The sequence below is a fragment of the Thioalkalivibrio denitrificans genome (assembly GCF_002000365.1).
GTDB lineage: Bacteria > Pseudomonadota > Gammaproteobacteria > Ectothiorhodospirales > Ectothiorhodospiraceae > Thioalkalivibrio_A > Thioalkalivibrio_A denitrificans.
Genome location: NZ_MVBK01000021.1, coordinates 20,008 through 45,275, shown reverse-complemented (window position 1 = coordinate 45,275; position 25,268 = coordinate 20,008). Strand labels below are relative to the sequence as shown.

General features: G+C 64.4%; 24 protein-coding genes. 16 read left to right on the top strand and 8 right to left on the bottom strand.

The window, feature by feature from the left end:
- Positions 1-188: hypothetical protein (locus tag B1C78_RS17740; RefSeq protein ID WP_217697995.1), on the top strand; the 188-nt coding region annotated here is incomplete at its 5' end.
- Between the two features lie 104 nt (positions 189-292).
- Positions 293-2,221, top strand: coding sequence for an NAD(P)-binding protein (locus tag B1C78_RS03885; protein ID WP_077277832.1), 1,929 nt, complete (start codon positions 293-295; stop codon positions 2,219-2,221).
- A gap of 224 nt (positions 2,222-2,445) precedes the next feature.
- Here B1C78_RS03885 and B1C78_RS03880 read toward each other — a convergent pair whose 3' ends face one another.
- From B1C78_RS03880 to flgA, 4 genes are all read right to left on the bottom strand, one after another.
- Entirely contained in the window at positions 2,446-3,192 is a 747-nt protein-coding gene (locus tag B1C78_RS03880) for a flagellar brake protein (RefSeq protein ID WP_077277831.1), read from the bottom strand.
- A gap of 138 nt (positions 3,193-3,330) precedes the next feature.
- A complete protein-coding gene (locus tag B1C78_RS03875; protein ID WP_077277830.1) occupies positions 3,331-3,804 on the bottom strand; it encodes a flagella synthesis protein FlgN in 474 nt (157 codons plus the stop codon).
- Complete coding sequence (gene flgM, locus B1C78_RS03870; RefSeq protein WP_077277829.1) at positions 3,804-4,115, bottom strand: flagellar biosynthesis anti-sigma factor FlgM; 312 nt, start codon at positions 4,113-4,115, stop codon at positions 3,804-3,806. Before flgM ends, B1C78_RS03875 begins: the two co-directional genes overlap by 1 nt.
- A 91-nt stretch (positions 4,116-4,206) precedes the next feature.
- A complete protein-coding gene (gene flgA / locus B1C78_RS03865; RefSeq protein WP_077277924.1) occupies positions 4,207-4,932 on the bottom strand; it encodes a flagellar basal body P-ring formation chaperone FlgA in 726 nt (241 codons plus the stop codon).
- A 197-nt stretch (positions 4,933-5,129) separates the two neighbouring features.
- Between flgA and B1C78_RS03860 the strand changes: the two genes are divergently transcribed.
- From B1C78_RS03860 to flgL, 13 genes are all read left to right on the top strand, one after another.
- The gene (locus B1C78_RS03860) at positions 5,130-6,059 is read left to right on the top strand and encodes a chemotaxis protein (protein ID WP_077277828.1); all 930 of its coding nucleotides are present in this window, start codon (positions 5,130-5,132) and stop codon (positions 6,057-6,059) included.
- A 309-nt stretch (positions 6,060-6,368) separates the two neighbouring features.
- Complete coding sequence (locus tag B1C78_RS03855; protein WP_139349795.1) at positions 6,369-7,199, top strand: CheR family methyltransferase; 831 nt, start codon at positions 6,369-6,371, stop codon at positions 7,197-7,199.
- 337 nt (positions 7,200-7,536) lie between these two features.
- Positions 7,537-7,932: a flagellar basal body rod protein FlgB gene (gene flgB, locus B1C78_RS03850; protein WP_077277923.1), complete on the top strand. Its 396-nt coding sequence runs from the start codon at positions 7,537-7,539 to the stop codon at positions 7,930-7,932.
- Positions 7,933-7,938: 6 nt separating this feature from the next.
- A complete protein-coding gene (flgC, locus tag B1C78_RS03845; RefSeq protein ID WP_077277826.1) occupies positions 7,939-8,358 on the top strand; it encodes a flagellar basal body rod protein FlgC in 420 nt (139 codons plus the stop codon).
- Between the two features lie 17 nt (positions 8,359-8,375).
- Positions 8,376-9,047: a flagellar hook assembly protein FlgD gene (locus tag B1C78_RS03840; protein WP_077277825.1), complete on the top strand. Its 672-nt coding sequence runs from the start codon at positions 8,376-8,378 to the stop codon at positions 9,045-9,047.
- Between the two features lie 27 nt (positions 9,048-9,074).
- Positions 9,075-10,304, top strand: coding sequence for a flagellar hook protein FlgE (flgE, locus tag B1C78_RS03835; RefSeq protein WP_077277824.1), 1,230 nt, complete (start codon positions 9,075-9,077; stop codon positions 10,302-10,304).
- Between the two features lie 15 nt (positions 10,305-10,319).
- Entirely contained in the window at positions 10,320-11,060 is a 741-nt protein-coding gene (locus B1C78_RS03830) for a flagellar basal body rod protein FlgF (protein WP_077277823.1), read from the top strand.
- A gap of 138 nt (positions 11,061-11,198) precedes the next feature.
- Positions 11,199-11,990 (top strand): flagellar basal-body rod protein FlgG, encoded by a 792-nt coding sequence (gene flgG, locus B1C78_RS03825; RefSeq protein ID WP_077277822.1) that lies wholly within the window; start codon positions 11,199-11,201, stop codon positions 11,988-11,990.
- Between the two features lie 2 nt (positions 11,991-11,992).
- Positions 11,993-12,682, top strand: coding sequence for a flagellar basal body L-ring protein FlgH (gene flgH, locus B1C78_RS03820; protein WP_077277821.1), 690 nt, complete (start codon positions 11,993-11,995; stop codon positions 12,680-12,682).
- Between the two features lie 12 nt (positions 12,683-12,694).
- Complete coding sequence (locus B1C78_RS03815; RefSeq protein ID WP_077277820.1) at positions 12,695-13,837, top strand: flagellar basal body P-ring protein FlgI; 1,143 nt, start codon at positions 12,695-12,697, stop codon at positions 13,835-13,837.
- Positions 13,838-14,028: 191 nt separating this feature from the next.
- Positions 14,029-14,994 (top strand): flagellar assembly peptidoglycan hydrolase FlgJ, encoded by a 966-nt coding sequence (gene flgJ, locus B1C78_RS03810; RefSeq protein ID WP_077277819.1) that lies wholly within the window; start codon positions 14,029-14,031, stop codon positions 14,992-14,994.
- A 62-nt stretch (positions 14,995-15,056) separates the two neighbouring features.
- On the top strand, positions 15,057-16,979 hold the full coding sequence (gene flgK / locus B1C78_RS03805; protein ID WP_077277818.1) for a flagellar hook-associated protein FlgK: 1,923 nt from the start codon (positions 15,057-15,059) through the stop codon (positions 16,977-16,979).
- A gap of 1 nt (position 16,980) precedes the next feature.
- Positions 16,981-18,231: a flagellar hook-associated protein FlgL gene (gene flgL, locus B1C78_RS03800; RefSeq protein WP_077277817.1), complete on the top strand. Its 1,251-nt coding sequence runs from the start codon at positions 16,981-16,983 to the stop codon at positions 18,229-18,231.
- Positions 18,232-18,550: 319 nt separating this feature from the next.
- Here the strand turns inward: flgL and B1C78_RS03795 are convergent, their stop codons facing one another.
- The 4 genes from B1C78_RS03795 to epmB all read right to left on the bottom strand — a co-directional run bounded on the left by B1C78_RS03795 (position 18,551) and on the right by epmB (position 24,578).
- Positions 18,551-19,186 carry a class II aldolase/adducin family protein gene (locus B1C78_RS03795; RefSeq protein ID WP_077277816.1) on the bottom strand — a complete coding sequence of 212 codons (636 nt, stop codon included), beginning with the start codon at positions 19,184-19,186 and terminating at the stop codon, positions 18,551-18,553.
- Between the two features lie 10 nt (positions 19,187-19,196).
- Positions 19,197-21,281, bottom strand: a complete 2,085-nt coding sequence (locus B1C78_RS03790; protein ID WP_077277815.1) for an EAL domain-containing response regulator — start codon at positions 21,279-21,281, stop codon at positions 19,197-19,199.
- 351 nt (positions 21,282-21,632) lie between these two features.
- The gene (locus B1C78_RS03785) at positions 21,633-23,441 is read right to left on the bottom strand and encodes a hypothetical protein (protein ID WP_077277814.1); all 1,809 of its coding nucleotides are present in this window, start codon (positions 23,439-23,441) and stop codon (positions 21,633-21,635) included.
- A 102-nt stretch (positions 23,442-23,543) separates the two neighbouring features.
- Entirely contained in the window at positions 23,544-24,578 is a 1,035-nt protein-coding gene (gene epmB / locus B1C78_RS03780) for an EF-P beta-lysylation protein EpmB (RefSeq protein WP_077277813.1), read from the bottom strand.
- Positions 24,579-24,675: 97 nt separating this feature from the next.
- On the opposite strand from epmB, the gene efp reads away from it, so the two are divergent.
- On the top strand, positions 24,676-25,236 hold the full coding sequence (efp, locus tag B1C78_RS03775) for an elongation factor P (protein WP_077277812.1): 561 nt from the start codon (positions 24,676-24,678) through the stop codon (positions 25,234-25,236).
- The last annotated feature ends 32 nt before the right edge of the window (positions 25,237-25,268 follow it).

Sequence of the window (25,268 nt, the reverse complement as noted above, 5' to 3'; positions counted from 1 at the left end):
AGATTCGAACCCACGAAGATGGAGACCTGCTCGACGGGTGCAGCGAGCGGAGTCCGAACATCGTTGCGCAGCGGCGTTCGAACAATCCCACACTTTTCGTCATACAAATGCACAGGGGCCACGGCAGTATCGGCACCCCTGTGCATTTGTATCCCATTGAAACGGGCTTGGATGTTTTATGCCGTTGAGCCCGGATTCCGGTCAATCGGCACGATTTGCGTTGATTTTTATGGGGAAGCGTGTTTACTACACTAGGATGAGTCATACCGGGCCGTGAGCCATCGGGGGGACCATGAACGACCAATCAGGCACCTTTCGCCGCTATCAGGACGGTGAGGATACGTACCGCTCCCTCAAGGACGCCATCTTCGAGGCGGATGCCAGTCACAAGTGTCCGGTGTACGTGCACAGGACGCCTCCCTGTCAGGGGAGTTGTCCTTCAGGACACGACGTGCGCGGCTGGCTGGATATCGTGCGCGGCATCGAGAAGCCGCCGGAGGGCATGGATTGGCAGACCTATGCGTTTCAGCGGGCCACGGATGCCAATCCATTCCCCGCCATCATGGGGCGAGTCTGCCCCGCCCCCTGTGAGGACGGCTGCAACCGCAACCAGGTGGACGACCGGGTGGGTATCAACGCCGTTGAGCAGTTCATCGGAGACTGGGCGGGGGCCCTCGATCTGAAGCTGGCCCCGGCAGGCAGCCCCACGGGCAAGCGTGTGGCGGTGGTGGGCGGAGGACCGGGCGGGCTGGCCTGTGCCTACCAGCTGCGCCGCATGGGTCATGCGTGCACCCTGTTTGACGAACACGACCATCTGGGCGGCATGATGCGTTACGGGGTCCCGGGTTATCGCACGCCGCGTGATGTCCTGGACCGCGAGATTCAGCGCATCGTGGACCTGGACGTGGAGATCCGCCTGGGCGTGCGCATTGGGCGTGATATGTCCCTGGATGACCTGATGCGCGATTTTGACGCGGTGGTGCTGGCCATCGGGGCGCAGTCGGGCAAGCCCTTGCCGGTGCCGGGCGCGGATGCCCCCAATTGCGTCAGCGGCGTGGCGTTCCTGGAGGCCTTTAACCAGGGTCGCCTGCGCTACACGGCACGGCGGGTGGTGGTCATAGGCGGCGGTGATACCGCCATGGACGTGGTGTCCGTGGCCCGACGTCTCGGGCACATCGAGACCCAGCGCGAGCAGGACCGTCCCGAGTACGTGATTCTCAACCAGACGGCCCAGGACGTGGCCGACGTGGCCCGCCACGAGGGCTCCGAGGTGTTGCTGGTCTACCGTCGCCCGGTGGATCGCATGCCTGCCGCCAAGCACGAGGTGGAGGCGGCCATGCACGAGGGTGTGGAGATCCGTGGCAGCCTCGCGCCGGTGGAGGTCATCCTGGACGAGAACGGCCGTGCACGCGCATTGCGCGTGGTGGAAGTGGAGTGGGAAGGGAACCAGTCCAAGGTGAAGGAAGGCAGCGAGTTCGACATCGAATGCGATCTGGTGGTGGCTGCCATCGGGCAGGGGGTCGATTTCGCGGGCTTCGAGTGGCTGGACAACGGCAAGGGGCTGGTGGACGCGGACCGGCATTACCAGGTGCCAGGGCGCAAGGGCTTGTACGCCATCGGCGACATGCTGAGGCCGCATCTGCTCACCACCGCTATCGGACATGCGCGGGTGGCCGCCGAGAGCGTGGATCATTACCTTCGCAGCAAGGAACCGGGCGCACGCCCCAAGGTCGACGTGCACCACTTCAGCCTGTTGGAGAAGCTGCGCGAGGTTCACCTGGAACCGGAACCCTACCAGCATGAAGCCGAATGGGGGACCAACGAGGCGCGTTACGCAGTTCACAATTATGAGGACCGCTCGCGTCACGAGGTCATACCCTCGGATGAATTGTTCCTGGGCCATTTCAAGCTCACGCCGCGGCACCGGCGCCACGAGACGGGCGTTTCGGCCGAAGAGGTCCTGGGTCACTTCGAGGAGCGCTTCCGGGGCCTCGACGAGGAGGAGGCGCGTGCCGAGGCGGATCGCTGCATGAGCTGCGGCATGTGCTTCGAGTGCGACAACTGTGTGATCTACTGTCCACAGACCGCCGTGAAGCGCACGCCCAAGAAGCAGGCCACCATGGGGCGTTACGTGTATACCGATTACGCCCTCTGCATCGGCTGCCATATCTGTGCCGATGTTTGCCCCACCGGATACATCCGCATGGGCATGGGGGAATAGCGGATCGTCGAGGGACTTTTTGGGGTGGGAGGCGGCCCTGAAACCACCCCCACCCTAACCCTCCCCCATGAGGGGGAGGGGACAGTCTTGTAATCTCACGAGGGGGGGAGGGGAAGCTATGCTCTGTCTCACCTCTCACCTCTCACCTCTCACCTCTCACCTCTCACCTCTCACCTCTCACCTCTCACCTCTCACCTCTCACCTCTCACCTCTAGCGCCTTCCTTCAGCTCTTCGTCTGCTTGCGGATCTGCTCCCGCTCCAGTTCCAGGATGGTGCGCAGGAGTTCGCGTTCCGCGCGTGGGTCCAGCTTGGTGAACAGTACGCCCATATGAAGGTGTCCCTCGGTGGGGTGTGTGTGGCGCACCTGGGCGCTGCCGTTGATGGGGTGGCGGCCCGGGAGCTGGAGTGTCTCGATGGTGATGTCATCCATGGCCTGGACGGGGGAGTCGGATGGCAGCAGAGCGCCGAATCCGCCCAGGGAGATGTCCTGCAGGCGCCCCTTCACCTGGCTGCCGTCCTGGAGGCGCAGGTGCAGCGAGGCGTCCATGCCCATGCCCACATAGGCCCGAAAATGGGCGCGCCGCTGCTGGTAGTCCATGGTGTCGGGCAGGGGGGCCCGATAGAAGGCGATGCCGTCCTTCTCGCCGATGTGCTCGATGACACAGGCAAAATGCGCGGGGACGCCGTTGAAGACACCGTAGATGTGCACCTCGTCCCCGGTGGCGAGCGTGTCGTGGCCATCCCGGGGGGAGAATTCGTCGAGGAACAGAAAGCCGCCCTGCAGATCCAGCTTGAGCAGCGCGGTGTTGTAATACCCCTCGCCCTTGGGCGTTCGTGCGCTCAGCAGGGACCGCTGGCTGCGCAGCCCGTTGAGGATACTGCGGATGCGTGCCGCTTCCGTGAGCTTTTCGTGAAGGCCCGCCTGCTCCCGGGATCCCGTGCTGTTGGCGGGCGGATTGCCGTCGCTCATAGCGTGCAGGGCCCCCTGTCCCCTGATGACCTTCGATGTCCCTTTGCTTATCTTTCGCCTTGAGGGTCAAACCCGGATGCGGCGCCACTGTACCACGGCGCGCCAGGGAAACGGGTCCCGTGGAGGTTGGAGTCGTCTTCAGGCCTTGGTGATGTGCCGTGAGGTCTCGGCCGAGACGGCCTGACCCCGGGGGTCGTAGAGTTGGGTGCGGCCGTCTTCCCCGCGCAGGATATGGATGGCCTGTTCGGTCTGGCGCTGCTGCATGTTGACCACGCCGCCATTGATCTGGTTGAGTCGGCGGCAACGGGCCATCACGTCCTGAAGGCGTTCCCAGACCGGGCGCATGAGACCCTCGGTGTCCCAGTCGCGCAGGCAGGCTTCCATACCGGGGCCGTCCGGCGCGAATCCACCCTGGCCGAGCAGCGTGGCCTGTTCCCGGGTGAAACGCTCCAGTGATTGCACCACCTGGTGTTTTTCCGCCACTGCCTGGTTGAGGGCGTCGAGATCACGTTCCGCCAGGGCGTTGCTTTCGCGCTCCAGCGCCGATTCCAGCAGGCAGGCTTCGCGCACTGCCTGGTCCAGCAGGGCGTCCAGGCGTTCGGCGGGATGCACTAGAGCAGTTCCTCGGTCTTCATGAGCTTCTCGGCCACCCGCTCGGCACTGACCTCGTACCGGCCTTCCTGGATGGCCTGACGGATCTGCTCGACGCGCTCCTTGTTCACAACCGGCTGGGCGGCAACGGTCTGCACCACGTCACTGAGGCGGCGTGCCGTATCGGTGAGGGTGACCTGGTCAGTCGCGACCCCCTGTCCCGAACGGGAATCGCCCTCGGAACCGCGCGCCCCGCGATGTTCATTCACGGCCCGGCCGTCGCCGGTGGCCCGCGGCTGCGATTGCGACAAGTTTTTGATGTCAATAGACATTTTTGGAGATCCTCGGACTGCGTTTCAGCCGCTTCTGGACGGTATATCGGCCATCCGTCGGGAAACTTTAGCCTTCAATACCGGAATCCGGTCACATATTAACACCCACCACCCCGCGGGACAGTACAGTACCCTCCACGACCCGGCGGGAGGACAGGTTGCGCACCTGCACCCGCTGGCCCAGGCTGCCGTCGGCCAGCGCCTCGCCCGCCACGCGCACGGTGACGGCGGGATTCTCCGCCACCAGCATGACGCGCTGTCCGCGTTGAACCAGGCGGGGCGGTTCGACCATCTGCGGGGTCAGCACGGTACCGGCGGGCAGGGCCCGGCGAAGGACCATGTGGCGCGCTTCCTGCAGGTCGGACAGGTAGCCGCCGGAGAGGTTGCCGACGTCGTGGCGCTCCAGGCGCAGCGCCGCGTCCTCGAGCAGCGAGCCGCGGGGCAGGGGACGGGTCAGCACCAGGACCTGGCCGTGTACCGAGATGTTGACCGGCACATACAGGGTCCAGGTGACCGGACCCGGACAGCGCACGCCCACCGTGGTGCTGCCGGCCATGCGCGAGCCCGGGCCCAGGAAGGCCTCCAGCCCATGGTCGCAGCGGCGCAGGCGCAGCCGCGGGTCCAGGCGCCCGGGTGTGACCGTTACGTCAAAGCCCTCGCCGTGGGCATCGCGCGCCGCGGTGGCCATGAACCCGGTGGCGGCCTGCAGGATGCTGTCGTGGGGTTCGTGGGCCATGGCCGTGGACGCCCACGACAGCAGGACGCAGGCCAGGAGCGCGGTCGGGACCCGAACGAGTCTGTGGATGACGCTTTTCATGACAATGCCGGGGCCTCGCATCCCGAACAACGCGTCGGTTTCTTGACGCGAAAAGGTGTTCTGAGTCTGAAACTTGCAAGACACATGCCAGGGTCTCCCGTAATTCAAGGACGACCTGAAGCAGCCGATAAGGTGACGAGCCTGCAAACCACTCTGCCGCCGCGCACGACGACGCGTGCGACTTGGGAGAAAGCCACATGTCCGGTGTCCTGGATGAAGTCAATCGACGTACGCAACTGGTCGGCCAGAACCGTATGGAATTGCTGCTGTTCCACCTGGGGGACAGGCAGATGTTCGGTATCAACGTGTTCAAGGTGCGGGAGGTGATCCCCTGTCCGCCGCTCAAGCGCATGCCCGAGTCCAATCCCGTGGTCGCCGGCATCGCCAACATACGTGGGCATACGGTGGCGCTGATCGACATCGCCAAGGCCATCGGCAAGCGGCCCCTGCCGCAGACGGAAGGCACCTTCGTGATCATGACCGAGTTCAACCGGGCCGTGCAGGGGTTCCTGGTCTCCGCGGTGGACCGCATCGTCAACCTCAACTGGGATGCCATTCGCCCGCCGCCCAAGGGCACGGACAATGGCAGTTTTCTCACCGCGGTGACCAACGTCGATGACCAGCTGGTGGAGATCGTCGACGTGGAAAAGGTGCTGGAACAGGTGACCGGACCCGCGCGGGGGGTCTCCGCGGAGCTGACCCAGGCCGGGGTCGGTGCCGCGGGTTCGGGCCGCGTGCGGTGCGCGCTGGTGGCCGATGATTCCTCTGTGGCCCGCAAGCAGATCAAGCGTGCCCTGGACGAGATCGGGGTCGAGTCCATCCTGGTCAAGGACGGGCGCGAGGCCCTGGATACCCTCAAGGAGATGGTGGCCGCCGGGGATATTTACGAGCAGATATCCATGGTGATCTCGGACATCGAGATGCCGGAGATGGACGGCTACACGCTTACTGCGGAGTTGCGCAGGATTCCCGAACTGGCGCAGCTGTATGTCATGCTCCATTCCTCCCTGAGCGGCCAGTTCAATACCGCCATGGTGGAGCGGGCCGGGGCCAACCGGTTTCTGCCGAAGTTCAGCCCCGATGAACTGGCTGAGGCCGTGCTCGGCCATATTCAGGGCACGGATTGACCGCCGGCTTGCCGAAGCGGCAAGACCTTGCCGCCGATGCGCCGCCCGACTTGCCGCGGGGCGGGTAGCTGCGGTCGGGCGGACGTTTTGTGCGCGGCGGGGTAACCAGTACACTACCGCTAGCCCGCATATCCCGCCCCCGTGCGTAGCGAGTGGATCGGCTTCCGCGGTGGAACAATGGTGAGATATGCGGCTGGTCACCGGCGGGAGGGCGACCTGTTTTCCTTTGAGCAATCACGAACTTGTGCCGGAGACCGCCCTCAGTCGCCCGCCGGCGCAGCTGCGTCAGAAACCCCGGAGAGCCGCGCCTTGCCATCCACTGCCATCGAGCCCCAGGACTACGAGGACTTTCGCCTGTTCCTGGAGCGATCCTGTGGACTCGTGCTCGGCGACAACAAACACTACCTGGTGACCAGCCGGCTTTCCCGGCTCATGGACGAGTTTTCGGTGAGTTCCGTGAGCGAGCTGCTGCGGCTGCTAAAGTCCGGCAAGCGAGCCGGCCTGCGCGAACGGGTCATCGAGGCCATGACCACCAACGAAACCTACTGGTTTCGCGATGTATTCCCTTTCGAGATCCTGCGCAACCAGATCTTGCCGGATCTGGGGAAGCGAGGCGTCAACCCCGTCAAAATCTGGTCGGCGGCGTGTTCCAGCGGGCAGGAGGCCTATTCCATCAGCATGACGGTCAGCGAGCTTCAGCAGACGCGGCCGGGGGTGGTCAGGGACGTGCAGATCGTCGGCACGGATATCTCCACGGCCATCGTTCGGGAGGCCCGGGAGGCCACCTATGACGACCTGGCCGTGGCGCGGGGCCTGTCCCCCGAGCGCCGCGACCGGTTCCTTGTTCGAAAGGAAAAGCGCTGGCAGGTGCGCCCCGAAATCCGCGCCCGGGCCAGCTTCCGGGAGTTCAACCTCCTGGACAGCTTCACCCTGCTGGGTCGGTTCGACATCATCTTCTGCCGCAATGTATTGATCTATTTCTCCGCGGAATCCAAACGCGACATTCTTTCGCGCATGGCCGGCACCCTTAATCCGGGGGGTTACCTGTTCCTGGGTGCGTCCGAGTCCATGGCCAATTACTCGGACGCCTTCGAGATGCTGCGTTGCAACCCCGGCGTGGTGTACCGCAAGCGCAGCTGACCATCCTTCCACTGCGGCCACCGATCTCCACCCGGAAGCGGGCCTCCTTCACCCGGTCCCGGACAGCGTCGCTCATAGGGCGGCCGGTGGCCGCCTGTTCACGGCAGGTCATGCCCGAGTTGACGCGAAGCAGCTCCGCCCGGAGCTGACAGTCGTTCCGTCAAGAAACACCCCTTCCGGCCTCCTGTTTTCCGGTGCCAGTGGCGGAATCTTGCCGCCCTTCACCTGCCTGGCCACCACTGCTTGCTCATAACCCATTGAAATAAAGCAATATCAAGTAATGGCACGCCTGTTGCTTGTGTTCCGTGCAGACACGACACACGAGGTGCAGACGGGCATGTCTCTCTCTTTCGACAAGGCACTGGGCGTCCACGCCGACGCACTGCAGGTGAGGTCGCGGCGGCTCGAGCTGCTGGCGTCCAACCTGGCCAATGCCGACACACCCGGCTACAAGGCGCGCGACATCGACTTTCGCGCCGCGCTGAACCAGGCGGCGGGACAGGGCGGCGTGCAGATGGTGCGCACCCATGCAAGCCACCTGCCGGCCGAGAACTCCGGGCCGGGCGGCGAGGCGCTGTACCGCGTGCCCAACCAGCCGTCCCTGGACGGCAACACGGTGGATGGGCAACTGGAGCAGGCCGCCTTTTCAGAGAACGCCGTGCAATACCAGGCGAGCCTGGATTTCCTCAACAGCCGCTTCCGCGGACTCAAGGCCGCGCTGCGCGGGGAGTAAGGAGCCATGAGCAACCTGTTCAAGATTTTTGACGTGTCCGGTTCGGCGCTCAGCGCCCAGTCGGTGCGTCTGAACACCACCGCCAGCAACATGGCCAATGCGCAGGTGGCCAGTTCCACGCCGGAGGGCGCCTACCGGGCCAAGCACCCGGTGTTCGCCACGGTGCTGCATGCGGCCGGCCAGAACAACTCCACCTCGCCGGTGCACGTCGCGGGTGTCCTGGAAAGCCAGGCCCCGCCGCGCGCCGAGTATGCGCCCAACCATCCGCTCGCGGACGAGCAGGGCTATGTGTACATGCCCAATGTCAGCGTGGTGGAAGAGATGGCCAACATGATCTCCGCCTCCCGTTCGTACCAGAACAACGTCGAAGTCATGAACACCACTAAGCAGTTGCTGCTGCGCACCCTGCAGCTGGGTCAGCAGTAACCGGACAGGAGTAAGGCATGAGTGCAATCACCGCGGAAACGCTGGCCGCCCTCGGACTCAAGTCCCACGACGGCAAGTCGGAAAAGAAGACCGACCGGCTGGGGCAGACAGAGTTTCTCAAGCTGATGATCACGCAGCTGGAGAACCAGGATCCCTTCAAGCCCATGGAGAGCGGAGAGTTCCTGGGGCAGCTGGCGCAGTTCGCCACTGTCACCGGTATCGAGGACCTGCAGAAATCCTTCAAACAGTTTGGCCAGACCATCTACTCGGGGCAGACCCTGCAGGCCGCGGGCCTGGTGGACCGCCACGTGATGGTGCCGGGCGACATGATGCTGACCGACCCTTCACCGGGCGTGAATGGCGGCGTGCAGGTGGCCGCATCGGGTGATGTAACGGTGTCGGTCTACAACCAGTCGGGCCAGTTGGTGCGCCGCATTCCCATGGGCACCCAGGAGGCCGGGCTGCGCGAGTTCCATTGGGATGGACGCGATGCCAACGGTGCGGTGATGCCGCCCGGCATTTACGAGTTCCGTGCCGAGGCGACCAGTGCCGGGAGAACGGAGGCGCTGGACATGTACCTGTCGGCGCGGGTGGAGAGTGTATCGGTAGGCGAGAACCAGGGTTCCCTGACGCTGCGCGTCGAGGGGGTCGGGGAGTTCGACTTTTCAAAGGTGAGGCAGATCGGCTGAGGCCGTGGCCCATAGAGGAGAAAGACCATGCCATTTCGTACAGCCCTGAGCGGTTTGAATGCAGCGTCCGCGGATCTGCGCGTGACGGGCAACAACATCGCCAACACCAGCACGGTGGGATTCAAGGAATCCCGCGCGGAATTCGCCGATGTGTTCTCGCTCTCCTACGGCGGCATCAGTCAGACCGCCATCGGATCCGGCGTGCGCCTCTCGGCCGTCACCCAGCAGTTCGGCCAGGGCAATATCGACTTCACCGGCAACAACCTGGACCTGGCCATGAACGGGCAGGGCTTCTTCGTGCTCAGTGACAGCGGCACCCGGGTCTACAGTCGCGCCGGCGCCTTCCAGGTGAACCGCGACGGACACGTGGTCAACGCCCAGGGTCAGCGGTTGCAGGTGTACCCGCCACAGAACCCGCAGGGCACCCAGTTCAACACGGGCACACTGTCCGATCTGCAGCTCTCCACGTCGGAAGCGCCCCCGCAGGCCACGAGCGAGGTGGATACGCGGCTGAATCTGAGTTCGGAGGCGGAGGTGATTACGGATGCGTTCGAGATGGACAATCCCAATACCTTCAACTTCTCCACGTCGCTCACGGTATATGACTCGCTGGGACAGACCCATACGGCCACGCTCTATTTCCAGAAGACAGACAGCCTGGAGTGGAATACCTACCTGTCGATCAACGGCGAGTTGGTACCCGATACGGTCCCAGCAACCGCCGAGGAACTGACGTTCAATTCCGACGGCTCGCTGGCGACGCCGACGACGCCGCTGAACTTTGGAACCCATGACCCCCAGAACGGTGCGGACCCGCTGAATATCGACTTCGACTTGTCCAACGCCACCCAGTACGGCGGCACGTTCAACGTCACCAGCCTGAGCCAGGACGGCTTCAGCACCGGCCGCCTGAACAGCATCGACATCGATTCCAGTGGCGTCGTCTTTGCCCGATACACCAACGGCCAGTCCGAGGCGCTGGGCAAGGTGGCGCTGGCCAACTTCGCCAATCCCCAGGGCCTGCAGCAGCTCGGCGACAACGCCTGGGGCGAGTCCTTCGCCGCCGGCGACGTGATCCTGGGCCAGGCGGACACCGGCAACTTCGGCACCATCCAGGCCGGCGGCCTGGAGACCGCCAACGTGGACATCGCCGAACAGCTGGTGAAGATGATCACCGCGCAACGCAACTTCCAGGCCAACGCGCAGGTGATCACCACGGCCGATTCCATCACCCAGACCATCATCAACATCCGGTAACCGGGGCCCTGAACGATGGATCGCTTCCTTTACATCGCCATGTCCGGCGCCAAGGAGACCGCGCTCTCCCAGGCGCGCAACACGCAGAACCTGGCCAACGCCAACACCACCGGCTTCAAGGCCTCGCTGGAGGCGTTCACGAGCCGGGAAGTGCGCGGGCCCGGGCACCAGACACGCACCTATGCCATCAACCAGGACATGCGTGCCGACCTGAGCCCCGGACCCCAGCAGGCCACCGGGCGCGACCTGGACGTGGCGGTGCAGGGACAGGGCTGGATCGCGGTGCAGGCGCCGGACGGTACCGAGGCGTACACGCGTGCGGGCGACCTGCGGGTGGATTCCGTGGGTCTGCTCACCACCGGCACCGGCCTTCCGGTGCTGGGGGATGCCGGTCCCATCGCGGTGCCGCCGTTCGAGACCTTCGAGATCGGTACCGACGGCACCATCAGCATCCGGCCGCTGGGGCAGGAAGCGAACGTGCTGGCGGAAGTGGATCGCATCAAGCTGGTCAACCCGAATACCGATGATCTCGTGCGCGGCGAGGATGGGTTGATCCGCCATCGGCTGGGTGCGGACCAGCCGCCGGATGCCAATGTGACGCTGATGCGCGGAATGCTCGAGGCGAGCAATGTGAACACCGTCGAGGCCATGGTGAACATGATCGACCTGGCACGTCACTTCGAGATGCAGATCAAGATGATGAAGGCGGCCGAGGACAACGACGCCGCGTCGGCGGCATTGCTGCGCATGACGTAGCCCGGATGAAGCGCAGCGCAATCCGGGTCGAGCGCAGCGAGACAAGGACGCGCGGATAGAGCCCGTATCCCCCGGATCCCCCGGATTGCGCTTCGCTTCATCCGGGCTACGAGACTGAACCAATCAAGAGGTAATGACATGAACAAGGCCCTGTGGATTGCCAAGACCGGACTGGATGCGCAGCAGACGCGCATGTCCGTGGTCTCCAACAACCTGGCCAACGTCAACACCACCGGCTTCAAGAAGGGCCGCGCGGTGTTCCAGGACCTGATCTACCAGACGGTGCGCCAGGCCGGCGCCCAGGCGGCGCAGGATACGGAACTGCCCTCGGGCCTGATGCTTGGCACCGGCGTGCGCACCGTGGCCACGGAGAAGATGTTCACCCAGGGCAATGTCACCCAGACCGACAATTCCCTGGACCTGGCCATCGAGGGGCGCGGCTTCTTCCAGATCCTGATGCCCGACGGCAACCTGGCCTATACCCGCGACGGCAGCTTCCAGCTGAACAGCGACGGCCAGATGGTTACCTCGGGCGGCTACGAGGTGCAGCCGGGCATCGTCTTCCCCGAGGGCACACAGAGCATCTCCATCGCCGAGGACGGTACCGTCAGTGCCTCCGTTCCCGGCAACCCGGCTCCAATCGTGGTGGGCAACCTGCAGCTGGCTGATTTCATCAATCCGGCGGGCCTGCAGTCCATCGGCCAGAACCTGTTCACCGAGACCGCCGCGAGCGGTGCGCCTCAGTCGGGCAACCCCGGGCTGGACGGCCGCGGCCGGCTGCTGCAGGGCTTTCTCGAGAGTTCCAACGTCAACACCGTCGAGGAGCTGGTGAACATGATCGAGACCCAGCGCGCCTACGAGATGAACTCCAAGGCCATCTCCACCGCGGACCAGATGCTCCAGTACGTCAACAACAACCTGGGTCGCTAGACATGACCACAGCGATCAATACCCGAATCCGTTCCATGCCCGCCCTGTTGCTGGCTGCCCTGCTGCTGGGCGGATGTGCTTCCGTGATGCCCGTGCAGCGGGGCGACAACCCGGATTTCACCGCCGTGAAGCCGCCGGAACCCATTCCGGCCGAATACAACAACGGTGCCATCTACCAGTCCAGCTACGAGATCAGACTGTTCGAGGACTACAAGGCGCGACGCGTGGGCGACATTCTCACCGTGCGGCTGGCGGAGCGTACGCAGGCGCGCAAGTCCGCCAATACCAGCACTAGCAAGGATTCCAGCGCGAGCATCGGCACGCCCACCATCCTCGGCCACGAGGTCCCGGAGTTCGAGACGTCCGTGGGTGGCTCGCGCAGCTTCGAGGGCCAGGGCGACAGCGCCCAGAGCAATCAGCTGGACGGGCAGATCACGGTGATGGTGGCGGATGTCCTGCCCAATGGAAATCTCGTGGTTCAGGGCGAGAAGTGGATCCGCCTGAATCAGGGCGAGGAGTACATCCGCCTGCGCGGCATCGTGCGCCCGGTGGACGTGCGCGCCGACAATACGGTGCTCTCCACGCAGATCGCCAATGCCCAGGTGGCCTACGGCGGCAGCGGCACGCTGGCCGACAGCAACTCTCCCGGCTGGCTGACGCGCTTTTTCAACAGCCCCATCTTTCCCTTCTGAGGAGCTCGGGACATGATCGCCATCGCATACAGGACCTTCCGATCGGCAGCGCTCGCACTCGCCTGCGCGGCACTGGTCGTACTGCCGCAGCTTTCCGCGCCCGTGCAGGCCTACGAGCGGGTCAAAGACCTGGCCTCGGTGGCCGGCGTGCGCAACAACCAGCTGGTGGGTTACGGGCTGGTGGTAGGTCTTGACGGCACCGGCGACCAGACCACCCAGGCGCCGTTCACCGTGCAGTCCCTGAAGAACATGCTCGGTCAGCTGGGCGTCACGGTGCCGCCGGACGTGAACCCGCAGCTCCGCAACGTGGCCGCGGTGATGATCCACGCGGATCTACCGCCGTTTGCCAAGCCCGGCCAGACCATCGACATCACCGTCTCCTCCATGGGCAATGCCACCAGCCTGCGCGGTGGCAGTCTGCTCATGGCACCGCTCAAGGGGGCCGACGGACAGACCTACGCCATCGCCCAGGGCAATCTGGTGGTGGGCGGCTTCGGTGCCGAGGGCCGCGACGGCTCGCGGATCACCGTCAATGTCCCCAGCGTCGGTCGCATTCCCAACGGTGCCACGGTGGAGCGCGAGGTCCCCACGGCCTTCGCCCAGGGCGACAGCATCAGGCTCAACCTGCACCGCCCCGATTTCACCACAGCCAACCGGCTCTCCGACGTTATCAACGACACCATGGGTCCCGGTACCGCCCGGCCGGTGGACGGTTCCACGGTGCGCGTGAGCGCGCCGGTGGATCCGGGGCAGCGTGTGGCGTTCGTGTCCATGCTGGAGAACCTGAGAGTGGAGGCCGGTGCCCCGCCGGCCCAGGTGATCGTCAACTCGCGCACCGGCACGGTGGTCATCGGCAGCAACGTGCAGGTCATGCCCGCCGCGGTCACGCACGGCAGCCTGACGGTGACCATCACGGAAGCATTTGACGTCTCACAGCCCGCGCCACTGGCGGAGGGGGAGACGGTGGTCACGCCACGAACGGATATCGAGATCGCCGAGCAGACCAATCCCATGTTCCTGTTCGGCCCCGGCGTAACCCTGGACGAGATCGTGCGCGCCGTGAACCAGGTGGGCGCCGCCCCGGGCGACCTGGTCGCCATCCTGGAAGCCCTGCGCCAGGCCGGCGCCCTGCGCGCCCAACTGATCGTGATCTAGGAGCCCTTTTCTTGAATTGTGACTGCTCACCCGCCGCAACATCACGTAGGTCGGCCTTGAGGCCGACAGCGTTGGCTTCGAAGGGCAGCGGCGTCGGGCTGAAGCCCGACCTACACAGGTCAGTGAGTTGAGCAGTCACTCCGAACCTTGAACCTTGAACCTTGAACTTTGAACCTTGAATCGCCTTCACCATGAGCGCAGACCTCTCCAGGGCCTTCACCTATACCGACCTCCAGGGGTTCTCCGACCTGCGCCGCATGGCCCGGGAGGAGTCCCCGGAGGCGGCGGATGCGGCTGCGCGTCAGTTCGAGGCCCTGTTCATCCAGATGATGCTCAAAAGCATGCGCGAGGCCATGCCCGTGGACAGCGGCATGGACGGCGATCAGGTGAAGATGTACCAGGGCATGTTCGACCAGCAGATCGCCCTGGAGATGTCCCGCGGCGAGGGTATCGGATTGCGCGAATCCCTTTTGCGGGAGCTCTCGCCGGTCGCGCCGCACTCGGGCGAGGATCGTGAGCTGGCCATGCCCGCCCACCGCCTGCCGGTGCGGCAGGCGCCGGTCAACCCATGGCCTGAGGCCGTGATCAGGGCGCCTGCCGTGAGCGATCCCGCGCCGGCCGAACAGACCATGCCCGAGCGCGACGACTGGCGCCCCGAGTCCCCGGAGGCCTTCGTGCGCGACCTGTGGCCCCATGCCGAGCGTGCCGCCCGAAGCCTGGGCGTGGCGCCCGAGGTGCTGCTGGCCCAGGCGGCGCTGGAAACCGGCTGGGGCCGGCACGTGATTCCCAATTCCGACGGCACCAGCAGTTTCAACCTGTTCGGCATCAAGGCCGACAGCCGCTGGGACGGCCCCAGCGCCCGGGTGCAGACCCTGGAATATGTCAACGGCGTGCCTGAACGCCAGCGTGCCGCCTTTCGCGCTTACTCCAGTCCGGCGGAGAGCTTCGAGGATTACGTGCGTTTCATTACGTCCAACCCGCGATATGCCGATGCGCTGCGCCAGGCACCGGATGCCGAGGGCTACCTGAGGGGGCTGCAGTCGGCGGGCTATGCCACCGACCCGGCCTACGCCGACAAGATCCTGGACATCCTGGGCCGGGGCACCCTGCCGTCCGTAGCGGCCCTAAAGTCTGCGGCCGAGCCGCCGATAAGCTGACATGAGGATCCCGCGCATGCGCATCGAAAAGCCGTTCCAGTTTGATTCTCGGAGAGCCGGCCATGAGTAGCGGTGTGTTCGGCATCGGTACCTCGGGCCTGCTCGCCTTTCAGCGGGCGCTGGGGGTGACCAGCAACAACATCGCCAACTCCGCGACGGAGGGTTACACCCGTCAGCGCATCAACCTGAGCACCCAGCTGCCGGAGTTTGCCGGCAACGGCTGGTTCGGCAACGGTGTGAAGGTCTCCGGCGTGCAGCGCATCTTCGACCAGTTCGTCGAGAACCAGTTGCGCACCAGCACCTCCGGCAGCCAGCAGCACGCGATCTTCTATGATTACGCGCGCCGGGTGGACAATCTGCTGGCGGATCCGGATTCCGGCATGGCCCCGGGGTTCCAGCAGTTCTTCGCGGCCGTTCAGGACGTGGCCAACGATCCGACGGCCTCGGCACCGCGCCAGGTGCTGATCTCCGAGGCCCAGTCCCTGGTGGACCGGTTCGGGTTTCTCGACCAGCGGCTCAATGAGCAGCGCAGCCTGCTGAACGGCCAGATCGCCAGTTCGGTGTCCGAGATCAACAGCATTGCCCAGGCCATCGGCGACCTCAACACCGAGATCGTCGCCGCCATGGGCCGCAGCGGCGGCGCACCGCCCAACGACCTCCTGGACCAGCGCGACAGGCTGGTGCTGGAACTCTCGGAACTGGTGTCCGTGAACACCATCGAGCAGGACGACGGCGCCCTCAACGTGTTCATCGGCAACGGCCAGAATCTGGTGCTGGGCAATCGCGTCACCAATCTGGTGGCCGAGGCGCTTGGACCCGATCCCGATCAGATGCAGGTGGGTTACACCAGCCCCGGCGGTGCAGTGGACATCACCCAGTTCATGACCGGGGGTCGCCTGGGCGGCCTGTTCGAGGCCCGCGGCATGTTGGACCAGACACAGAATTCGCTGGGCCTGACTGCCATCGGCCTGGCCCAGGCCTTCAACGATCAGCATCGCCTGGGGCAGGATCTGGACGGCAATCTCGGCGAGGACTTCTTTCGGGTGCCGGAGCCGCAGATCATTTCCGGGCAGGACAATGTGGTGACGGGCGTGCCGACGGTGAACGTGGAAAACTACGGCTTGCTCACTACTGACGACTATCTGATTCGATTTAACGCCAACGACAACGCTTGGGAGCTGCGCCGGGAACCCGGCGGGCAGATCCTTGACACGGCTGAAGTGGGTGTCCAGGACACCCTGAGTCTGGTTACGGCTGACGACACAGTCTTCACCGTCGATCTGAGTGGCCTGGCTGATGAGAATGGAGGCGACAGTTTCCTGATTCGCCCGACGCGCACGGGAGCGTCGCAGATCGACACCGTGATCACCGATCCGCGCAAGGTGGCTGCAGCCGCGCCGCAGATGCAGGCGACGGCTGGTCTTAACAATGAAGGTGAGGCGAGTATTCAGTCGATCCGTGTGGACGATGCGTCGGTCCTGGACAATGGTCCGGTGACGGTGACGTTCATCCAGTCGCTAGACCACTTCGAGATCAACGGCGATTCGTTTCCACGGGATCCATCCGGCACCACCACCATCACCCACAACGGCTGGGAACTGGTCATCGAGGGAACACCTGACGACGGCGACACCTTCCAGGTGAGCCCGAACACTGCTGTGGTGGGCGACAACCGAAACGCCTTGGCACTGGCCGGTCTGCAGCAAGCCCGTGTCATGGGTGGCGGTACGGCCAGCGTCCAGGACACCTACGCCAACCTCGTGGCTGAGGTCGGCACGCGCACGCGCCAGGCCGAGGTGGCGGCCAGGTCACAGGGCAAACTCCTGGAGGAGGCCCAGGCCCAGCGCGAATCCATCTCGGGCGTCAATCTGGACGAGGAGGCTGCGAACCTGCTGCGTTACCAGCAGGCCTACCAGGCGGCCGCGCAGGTCATCGCCGTGACCAATACCCTGTTCGATACCCTGATCAATGCGGTGAGGCGATAAGATGAGAGTCTCCACCACCCAGATGTTTCGCAACGGCATCTCCACGATGCAGCAGAACCAGCAGGCGCTGTCCAACACGCAGCTGCAGCTGAGTACCGGAAAGCGAATTCTGAAGCCTTCGGATGATCCGAGCGGATCGGTGCAGTCGCTGCAGTTTCGCAGTGCCATCCAGCAGACGGAGCAGTATCAGCGTAACGGGGGCATGGCGGAGCAGCGCCTGTCATTGAGCGAGACGACGCTCAGCGCGGTGGGTGAGGGCTTGCACCGGGTGCGGGAACTGGCCATTCAGGGCAACAATGCCACCCAGACGGACGACACGCGCAAGTTCATCGCGGGAGAAATTCGGCAGATTCTCGACGAACTCATGCAGTTGGCCAATACGCGCGACGCCAATGGCGAATTCATCTACGCAGGCGTCACCTCTCTCACCCAGCCGTTCTCCACGGGTTCGGGCGGCGAGGTCATCTACAACGGTGACGACGGGCAACGACAGGTGCAGCTGAGCCCCGTGCGCCAGGTGGCGGTGGGCAATTCGGGACAGGAAGTCTTCATGGACATCCCCACCGGCAATGGCGTGTTCACCGTCCATGATTCGGCCGGAAACACCGGCACGGGTGTGGTGGATGCCGGCAGTGTACTGGATGCGTCGGCATGGGATCCCGATGACTATACCCTAAGCTTTGATTTCAACTCCGAAGGTGAACTTGTGTACCAGGTGACACGCCTGGATACGAATGGGGATGTGGTCGTTGTGGTGCCGGAATCAGGTGACGCTGACTGGGATGAAGCTCCGCAGTTCGTAGCGGGCCAGGCCATCCAGTTCAATGGCATCGAGTTGCGCGTTTCCGGCACCCCGGCCGTGGGGGACAGCTTTGCCGTGGTCCCTTCGCAGAACCAGGACATGTTCAGCACCTTCCGGCAACTGGCCGAAGCCCTCGAAGCGCCGGTGGAGAGTGACGCCGACCGCGCCACCCTCAACAACGCAGTCAACCGGGCGTTGCAGGACCTGGACAACGCGCTGGGGAACGTCCTGGACATCCGCGCAGGCGTGGGTGCCCGCCTCAAGGCCGTGGAATCGCAGCGCGCCATCAATGAGGACGTGCTGTTGCAGCTCAAGACCACGCTCTCCGAGGTGGAGGATCTCGACTACGCCGAGGCCATCAGCCGTTTCAACATGCAGCAGACCACCCTGCAGGCCGCCCAGCAGACCTACGTTCAGGTCCAGCGCCTGTCGCTCTTTAATTTCCTGTAGTGGGATGGTTGGTCTGAAAGGCTTTTAACCACGAAGCACACGAAGGGCACGAAGGACTTGTAGAAAAAGAAGATTTCTCTCGCAAAGAGCGCCAAGGACGCCAAGGATTTCTTGAGATTCCGTAGGTTGGGGTGAGCAGCGCGAACCCCAACGCAGTTGGCCAGCTCACCGTTGAATGTTGGGGTTCGTTCCTCACCCCAACCTACCTGTGGTCCGGCTTTCTTGGCGTCCTTGGCGCTCTTCGCGAGAGAAACTTGTTTTCCGTCTTCTTGCTTCGTGATCTTCGCGTGCTTCGTGGTTCAAAGAGCCTGAAACCGGTTCAACGACCGTAATCGGCGAACTTCGCCATGACCTCGGCCATTTCCTCATCCGTAAGCAGAATCGGCTCACCGAGTTGGCAGGCGCGCCAGTATTGCTCGCAGAGTTTCTCCACTGCCAGCGCCAGCGTGACCGCGGCGTCGAGGCTCTCGCCGGCGGCGATCATCCCGTGGTTGGCCAGCAGGCACGCACGCCGTCCTTCCAGGGCCTCCACAGCGGCCTCGGCCAGGGCCGGGGTGCCGAAGGTGGCGTAGCGGCTGCAACGGATGTCCGGTCCGCCGGCCATCGCGATCATGTAATGAAACGGCGGCAGGTCTCTGCGCAGGCAGGCGAGGGTGGTGGCAAAGCTCGAATGGGTGTGCACCACGGCCTGGATTTCGGGGCGGGCATCCAGGATCGCACGGTGCAGGAGCCATTCGCTGGAAGGCTTCCCGCCGGCCGCCTCGTTGCGTGCGTTCATGACGACCATCTGACCGGAGGTCAGGGTCTCCCAGGGGATGCCCGAGGGGGTGATCACAAACCCGTTTCCTGCGCGCAGGCTGAGGTTGCCCTCGGCGCCCTGGTTGAGCCCCGCGCGGTACAGGCGCTGCCCGGCACGCGCCAGGGCTTCGCGGGCGGTGTCGGTATCGGCGTCCACGGTGTGACGCTCAGCTCATGGAGGAGAAGTCGTAGTCCATCTTCTCCGAGGGGCCCTGCAGGAAGTTGCCCTGGATGTAGTTCACGCCGATGCCCCAGAGGATGGACAGGCCGGTGGCATCCTCCACGTGGGGTGCGATCACCAGCTTGTTCATGCCGTGAGCGCTGTCGGTGATGCTGCGGATGCTCTCCTGGTTCTCCTCGCTGCTGCTGAGCTTGTCCATGAAGCTGCGGTCGATTTTGAGGAAGTCGGCCTGCACATGCTGCATCAGCTGGAAGGGATTCAGGCCCACGCCGAAATCCTCCAGCGCGAACCGGCTGTGCACGTTCTTGAGGCCCTTGACGAATTCCTTTGCCTGCTTGAGGTGATTGACCACGGTGGCTTCCTTCATCTCGAACACGACGCACTGTGCGGGCACGCGGTGCTCCTTGAGGCGTTCCACGATCCACGGCAGCATGCCGGGTTCCTGCAGGGAGCCGGCCGTGAGGTTGATGAAGAACGTGGTTTCGTGGCCGTTCTTGCGGTGTGCCGCCAGTTGCTTCAGGGCATGGCTGATGACCCATCGGTCCAGCACCTTGGCCATGTCCGTACGCTCCGCGCTGGGCAGGAATTCGGAAGGCGAAATCTCCTGGCCATCGTCATCCAGCATGCGCATGAACACCTCGTAGTGCTCGCCGGCCTCGCCGTGCAGGCTGACGATGGGCTGGAACAGCAGGCGCAGGCGTTCCGCGGTTACCGCCTCGCTGATGCGGCTGACCCACACCTCGTCCTGCTGGCGCTGTGTCATCTCGCCCTGGCGCGGCTGGTAGACCTCTACGCGATTGCCGTCACCGCGGGCCGCCTCGTCGCAGGCCTTGGCCGCGCGCGACAGCAGTTCGTTCGGGTCGGGGGCGTTTTCGTCGATCCGTGCGATGCCGGCCGAAGCGGTGCAGGTGGCGGATCGGCCATCCACTTCGCAGATGTGGCCGGAGATGGCTGCGAGAATGCCGCCCACATACTCCTTGGCCTCTGCCGGCTGGTGCCGTGGCGTGAGGATGGCGAAGGTCTCGCCGTCGAAGCGGGCCACGACCTCCTCGTTGCCGGCGTGGTTCTCCAGGACCTTCGCCACGTCACCCAGAACCAGGTCGCTGCCTGCCACGCCCACGAGGTCGCGGATCTCGTGGAACTTGTCGATACGGAGTTCCACCAACGAGGCGTGCGCCTTGCCCTGGGTGGCCTGGCCGATGGTGGTACCCAGTTGCTCCATGAAGTACTGGCGATTGTAAAGCCCCGTGACCAGGTCGCGCTGGGAGAGATAGTTCAGCTGCTTTTCCAGCTCCTTGGTGTTGGCCTGGCTGCGGATCAGCACCTGGGTACAGGGTTCGCCGTCGATGCTGGCGGGAGTGAACTCCATCTGCGCCGCGAAGGGTTCGCCCCCCGGGCCGGTCAGCCGAATCTCCACGGATTTGCCCGCCTCGGTGCCCTCCGAGTCACGGTCGTAGTTGCGCAGGAATTCCTTCATGGTGGCCTGGTCGCTGCCATCCACCATGTCCATGATGGGCATGCCTTCCAGATCCTCGGCATCGGTGTAGCCGAACAGATCCAGGTAGGACTGGTTCGCGTAGATGTGCATGCCTTCATGCACGTAGGCAATGGCGTCCCGGGAACTGTCGAGCAGCGTCTTGCAGCGGCGTTCCGCCTCGCGCAGCGAGGACTCCGCGGATTTCAGGCGGCGCCACTGCTGCTGGCCTTCAAATGCACGTTTGACCACCAGCTTGAGATGATCCGGCCGGTCCTTGCGGACGAGGTCGTGCGCGCCCGCCTCGAGACATTCGGCAATGTCGTGGCCGTCTCCCTCGGCGATGGCGATCACAGGCACGTGGCGACCCACCTGTTCAATTCCGGTCGTGACCTGCTCGAGTGTCAGGTCGGATGCCGGGGAGAGCGTGCACAGCACGAGATCCGGTGCATGTTTCTGCAGTTTCTCGTGAAGATCCTCCTCGTCCTCCGCGCGTTCCGGCCTGACCGCGAAGCCCGCTGTCTTGAGGGTGCTGATCATCATCTCGGCATCGTTGAGATCCGGTTCAATGATGATGAGTCGAAGCAGGTTGTCCATGGCTGGCCGTCACTCCCTGGGGTTAAATGGCTTCGCGAGGCTAGCCCGCATATCTCACCGCGATAGGACTCCGGCGGGAACAGTCTGTCATGCTGAGCTTTGCGACCATTTCAACGTGTTCCCCCTGACGTCTTGGCCTGCCGTGCGGAGCCGGTGTCCGCCCGGTGAGATATGCGGGCTCACCCATTGTGCCGTACCGACCGTGTACTGTGCTACCCGCAGATGGGTGCGGGCACTACTCACTGGGGGAAGGAAGAAGGACATTGCTGATGTGCAGCAATCCGGGATAATCCTCGGGCCCGACGATTGCGTGACGCGGGTATCGGTACCGCATGTCCCGTAACGGGGCCTTCAGATGAGTGTCCAGACGTCGTCGAACTGGCGATCGTTATCCGGGGAGTGACGATCCCGCGCCTGTTCCGGCTTCGGGGAAGGGGCGTTCTTGTCCAGGGTGGTGTAGCGATACTGGGCAAACAGGCTGTTGTGCTCGCGGATACCCGCGAGTTTGATGCGCATGGATCGGTTGGCCAGTGTCAGGACGGCCTCATCGCCCACCCGGAATCGGCCCGGAGGCGTGAGCAGCGTGGGGGGCTGCTGGATGGTCTTGATGGCCGGCAGCATGAGGGCTTCCACGGCGTCGCCCACCGGCTGGCCCATGCGGGACGGTTCGAGGTGAATCAGCAGGGTCTTGGGTGCCAGTACCTGGACGCCGATCTCCAGGCCGCGGTTGTCCTTGTTCAGCATCCACCGGATGACACCCACCCGCCATTGGTAGTGGCTGCCTTCCTTCTCTCTCAGGCCGATCAGTTCACCCACCTGCGCTCGGCTCGTTTCCGAGTGCGGCCAGCGCAGGCGGAAGCCTCCCGCGCTGGCGTTGACCAACTGCCAGGCATCGGGTTCGACCTCGGCGTTGCGCAGTCCCACCGCCGTGATGGAGCCACCGGTGGGCGGATATCCCAGGTAGCCTTCCGTGATCACGTTGCCCCTGCCCACCACGTCCCAGGCCTGCGCATCACCCAGGGCGTCTCTCTGGGACAGGAAGGACGCCTCCTGCCCGTTGCGGCCGTGGCTGTCCTGGATGGTCTGCAACGACAGGTGGTCGATGCCCAGCGTGCGCTCACTCGGGCCGAGGCGCTCGGCCAGTTCCCGCGCAATGGTCGCGTGGATACCAGTCAGGCTGATGGCCACGTTGATCTCGTCATCCCTGCTCGCACGGCTGAACCGGCGCTTGGCCTTGCGGGTCCATCCGTCGAGCATGCGGCCGAGGAGATCCGCGCTCATGTCACGTGCGCCGGGTTTGCCCGGCGACTGAAGCCTTTCACGAATCTCCCGAATCAGCGGCGCGATATTGATCGCGCGTATCCCGGGGCTCTGGCTCACTTCGTCCAGCCTGTCATAGGCAGGCGGCTCGTCGCCCTCCAGGTTCACCACGTGCACCCCGTCGCCGGTGTCTGCAATGAGGTCCCGGGAGATCACGGCCGACCCCGCAGCGCTCGCCAGGAACTCGGCCACACGGGGCGTCTCGCCCTGTCGCAGGCTCAGGGGGTGGGCAAGCGCCAGCAGGCAGATGGCTTTGAAGGTTCGGCCGATGGTACTCCGGTCCTGCCCCTTGAGGCTGTCGTCCGTGACCGGGCGTTCCTCGATGCCGTGCATTTCGGCTGCGCGGTAGAGGCGGTAGAGCTCACGCCAGGCCCCCGGTGGCGGCACCTCATAGAGCCGCCAGCTGTTGAGTACGATGTCGCCCCAAAGCCGCATGGCGCGATAGACGGCCAGTGCCAGTTCCTTCTCCCGTGGCCGGCCCTTTGCCAGCAGGTCATGCACGGTACGCGTGTAGCCGGTGGCCAGTTCGGTGCTCACCGCGCGGTCGAGCGCCGCGATGCGGCGGCTCTTCTCAGGAAGCGGCAGGGTACGGTTGATGAAGTGCCGGCCCAGATGATCCAGGACCGTGTTGCCCATGGGGCGCATGAGCTCCAGCAGTTCGAGACGATGGGAGGCGGACAGCTCGGATGCGTTGAGCAGCTTCAGGCCTTCGTAATACTGGCGGGTGGCCTCACCCATATTGACCAGGGGCAGTTCCTCCAGCCAGCGCTTGAGTTTCCGTGGCTGAGTGGGGAATCCTCCATGGCCCGAGGCCCTGAGGCGTGACAGTCTGAACAGCATCCCGTGGGTCCTGGTTGGCCCTTTTGGAGCCCTGTGGCAGATCACCTATAAGAATATTGTGATCCAGTTCAAATTTCCATAGTAATTTCTACGGATTTGGAGTCAAGTTTTCCGACACTCGGGGATGCTTTCCGTCAATGGTGTCTTGCTCTCCCGGCCCGGCAGCTCCCGCACAAGGCGAGGCACCAGGTAGCCCGGCAGCGAGGCGGCAAGCTGCCTGTGTAGCGCCAAGGCCCGGGTGTCCGGCACCAGGAAGTGAGCGGCGCCGCGTACCGGATCCAGCTGATGGAGGTAATAGGGCAGCACGCCCGCCTGGAACAGTGTCTCGCTCAGCGCCTTCAGGTCCTCGACACGGTCGTTCACCCCGCGCAGCAGCACGGACTGGTTCAGGAGCGTCACGCCGGCGGCCCGGAGCCGGTCCATCCCCTGACGCAGCGCGTCGTCGACCTCGCGGGCGTGATTGGCGTGGATCACCAGAATCGTCTCGAAGCGTCCCGGGCGCAGCCACTCCAGCAGGGCATCGGTGATTCGCTCCGGCAGGACCACCGGGGTGCGGCTGTGCACCCGCAGGCGCTTGAGGTGGGGGATTTCTCCCAGCGCCCCGGCCAGCGCCGCCAGCCGCCCGTCGCTGAGGGACAGCGGGTCACCACCGCTGAGGATCACTTCGGAGATGTCGGGGCGCTCGGAGATGTAGGCCAGTGCCGCGTCCCACGCGTCGCGGGCCGGGTTGGCGTCCGCGTAGGGGAAATGCCGCCGGAAGCAGTAGCGGCAATGCACGGCGCAGGCCCCCGTGGTGACCAGAAGCACGCGCCCGGGATACTTGTGCAGCAACCCCGGTGCCCGCATGGCCTCTCCGTCTGCCACCGGATCGTCCACAAAGCCCGCCACGTCATCGCACTCCACATCCAGGGGCAGGACCTGGCGCAGCAGGGGATCGTCGGGATCTCCGGGGCGCATGCGGGACACGTAGGGCTCGGGGACCCGCAGCCGGAATGGTTCAGCAGCCCGGCAGGCTGCGGCCAACAGGGCCCGGTCCAACCCCAGTCGCTCGATCAGTTGCGCAGGGTCGGTGATGGCCGCTGCCTGCTGGCGCTGCCAGAGGGGCGCCTGTCGCACCTCCGGTGTTCGGGTTATCATGTGCGGCCTTCGAATTTCGCGATTCATACACGCATCCGGGCGGGATCACTTGGATCCGGCGCGGCTTTCCTGTTCAGAATTGAAGAGAAGCGGTCAAATGGCGTACAGCACCAACGAGTTCAAGAGCGGCCTGAAGATTCTCCTGGACGGCGATCCCTATGTCATCGTCGAGAACGAATTCGTCAAGCCGGGCAAGGGTCAGGCCTTCAACCGGGTGAAGGTCCGCAACCTCAAGACCGGCCGCGTGCTGGACAAGACCTTCAAATCGGGGGAATCCGTGGAGAGCGCCGATGTGGTGGACACGGAGATGCAGTACCTCTACACCGACGGTGAATTCTGGCATTTCATGGTACCAGATACCTTCGAGCAGCACGCCGCCGGGGAGGCCGCGGTGACCGACGCCGTCAAGTGGCTCAAGGAACAGGACATGTGCACCGTGACGCTCTGGAACGGCGTGCCGCTCGCGGTCAGCCCGCCCAATTTCGTGGAACTGACCATCACCCAGTGCGATCCCGGCGTGCGCGGCGATACCGCCCAGGGCGGCACCAAGCCCGCCACCCTGGAGACCGGCGCCGTGGTCAAGGTGCCGCTGTTCGTGGAAGAGGGCGAAAAGGTGCGTGTGGACACCCGCTCGGGCGAGTACGTCTCCCGGGTCTGAGCGCCCCGTGTCCGAGGACTGGCGTCCTGTCG

Coding starts and splice junctions, on each gene's coding strand:
- B1C78_RS03880 (WP_077277831.1), bottom strand. CDS start 3,192: ATGAGCGACGGCAATCCGCCCGCCAACAGCACGGGATCCCGGGAGCAG.
- flgE (WP_077277824.1), top strand. CDS start 9,075: ATGCCATTTCGTACAGCCCTGAGCGGTTTGAATGCAGCGTCCGCGGAT.
- flgC (WP_077277826.1), top strand. CDS start 7,939: ATGAGCAACCTGTTCAAGATTTTTGACGTGTCCGGTTCGGCGCTCAGC.
- flgM (WP_077277829.1), bottom strand. CDS start 4,115: ATGTCTATTGACATCAAAAACTTGTCGCAATCGCAGCCGCGGGCCACC.
- B1C78_RS03790 (WP_077277815.1), bottom strand. CDS start 21,281: ATGGACAACCTGCTTCGACTCATCATCATTGAACCGGATCTCAACGAT.
- flgB (WP_077277923.1), top strand. CDS start 7,537: ATGTCTCTCTCTTTCGACAAGGCACTGGGCGTCCACGCCGACGCACTG.
- flgG (WP_077277822.1), top strand. CDS start 11,199: ATGAACAAGGCCCTGTGGATTGCCAAGACCGGACTGGATGCGCAGCAG.
- flgK (WP_077277818.1), top strand. CDS start 15,057: ATGAGTAGCGGTGTGTTCGGCATCGGTACCTCGGGCCTGCTCGCCTTT.
- B1C78_RS03885 (WP_077277832.1), top strand. CDS start 293: ATGAACGACCAATCAGGCACCTTTCGCCGCTATCAGGACGGTGAGGAT.
- flgA (WP_077277924.1), bottom strand. CDS start 4,932: ATGAAAAGCGTCATCCACAGACTCGTTCGGGTCCCGACCGCGCTCCTG.
- B1C78_RS03815 (WP_077277820.1), top strand. CDS start 12,695: ATGATCGCCATCGCATACAGGACCTTCCGATCGGCAGCGCTCGCACTC.
- efp (WP_077277812.1), top strand. CDS start 24,676: ATGGCGTACAGCACCAACGAGTTCAAGAGCGGCCTGAAGATTCTCCTG.
- B1C78_RS03860 (WP_077277828.1), top strand. CDS start 5,130: ATGTCCGGTGTCCTGGATGAAGTCAATCGACGTACGCAACTGGTCGGC.
- B1C78_RS03840 (WP_077277825.1), top strand. CDS start 8,376: ATGAGTGCAATCACCGCGGAAACGCTGGCCGCCCTCGGACTCAAGTCC.
- B1C78_RS03785 (WP_077277814.1), bottom strand. CDS start 23,441: ATGCTGTTCAGACTGTCACGCCTCAGGGCCTCGGGCCATGGAGGATTC.
- B1C78_RS03830 (WP_077277823.1), top strand. CDS start 10,320: ATGGATCGCTTCCTTTACATCGCCATGTCCGGCGCCAAGGAGACCGCG.
- flgL (WP_077277817.1), top strand. CDS start 16,981: ATGAGAGTCTCCACCACCCAGATGTTTCGCAACGGCATCTCCACGATG.
- flgJ (WP_077277819.1), top strand. CDS start 14,029: ATGAGCGCAGACCTCTCCAGGGCCTTCACCTATACCGACCTCCAGGGG.
- epmB (WP_077277813.1), bottom strand. CDS start 24,578: ATGATAACCCGAACACCGGAGGTGCGACAGGCGCCCCTCTGGCAGCGC.
- flgH (WP_077277821.1), top strand. CDS start 11,993: ATGACCACAGCGATCAATACCCGAATCCGTTCCATGCCCGCCCTGTTG.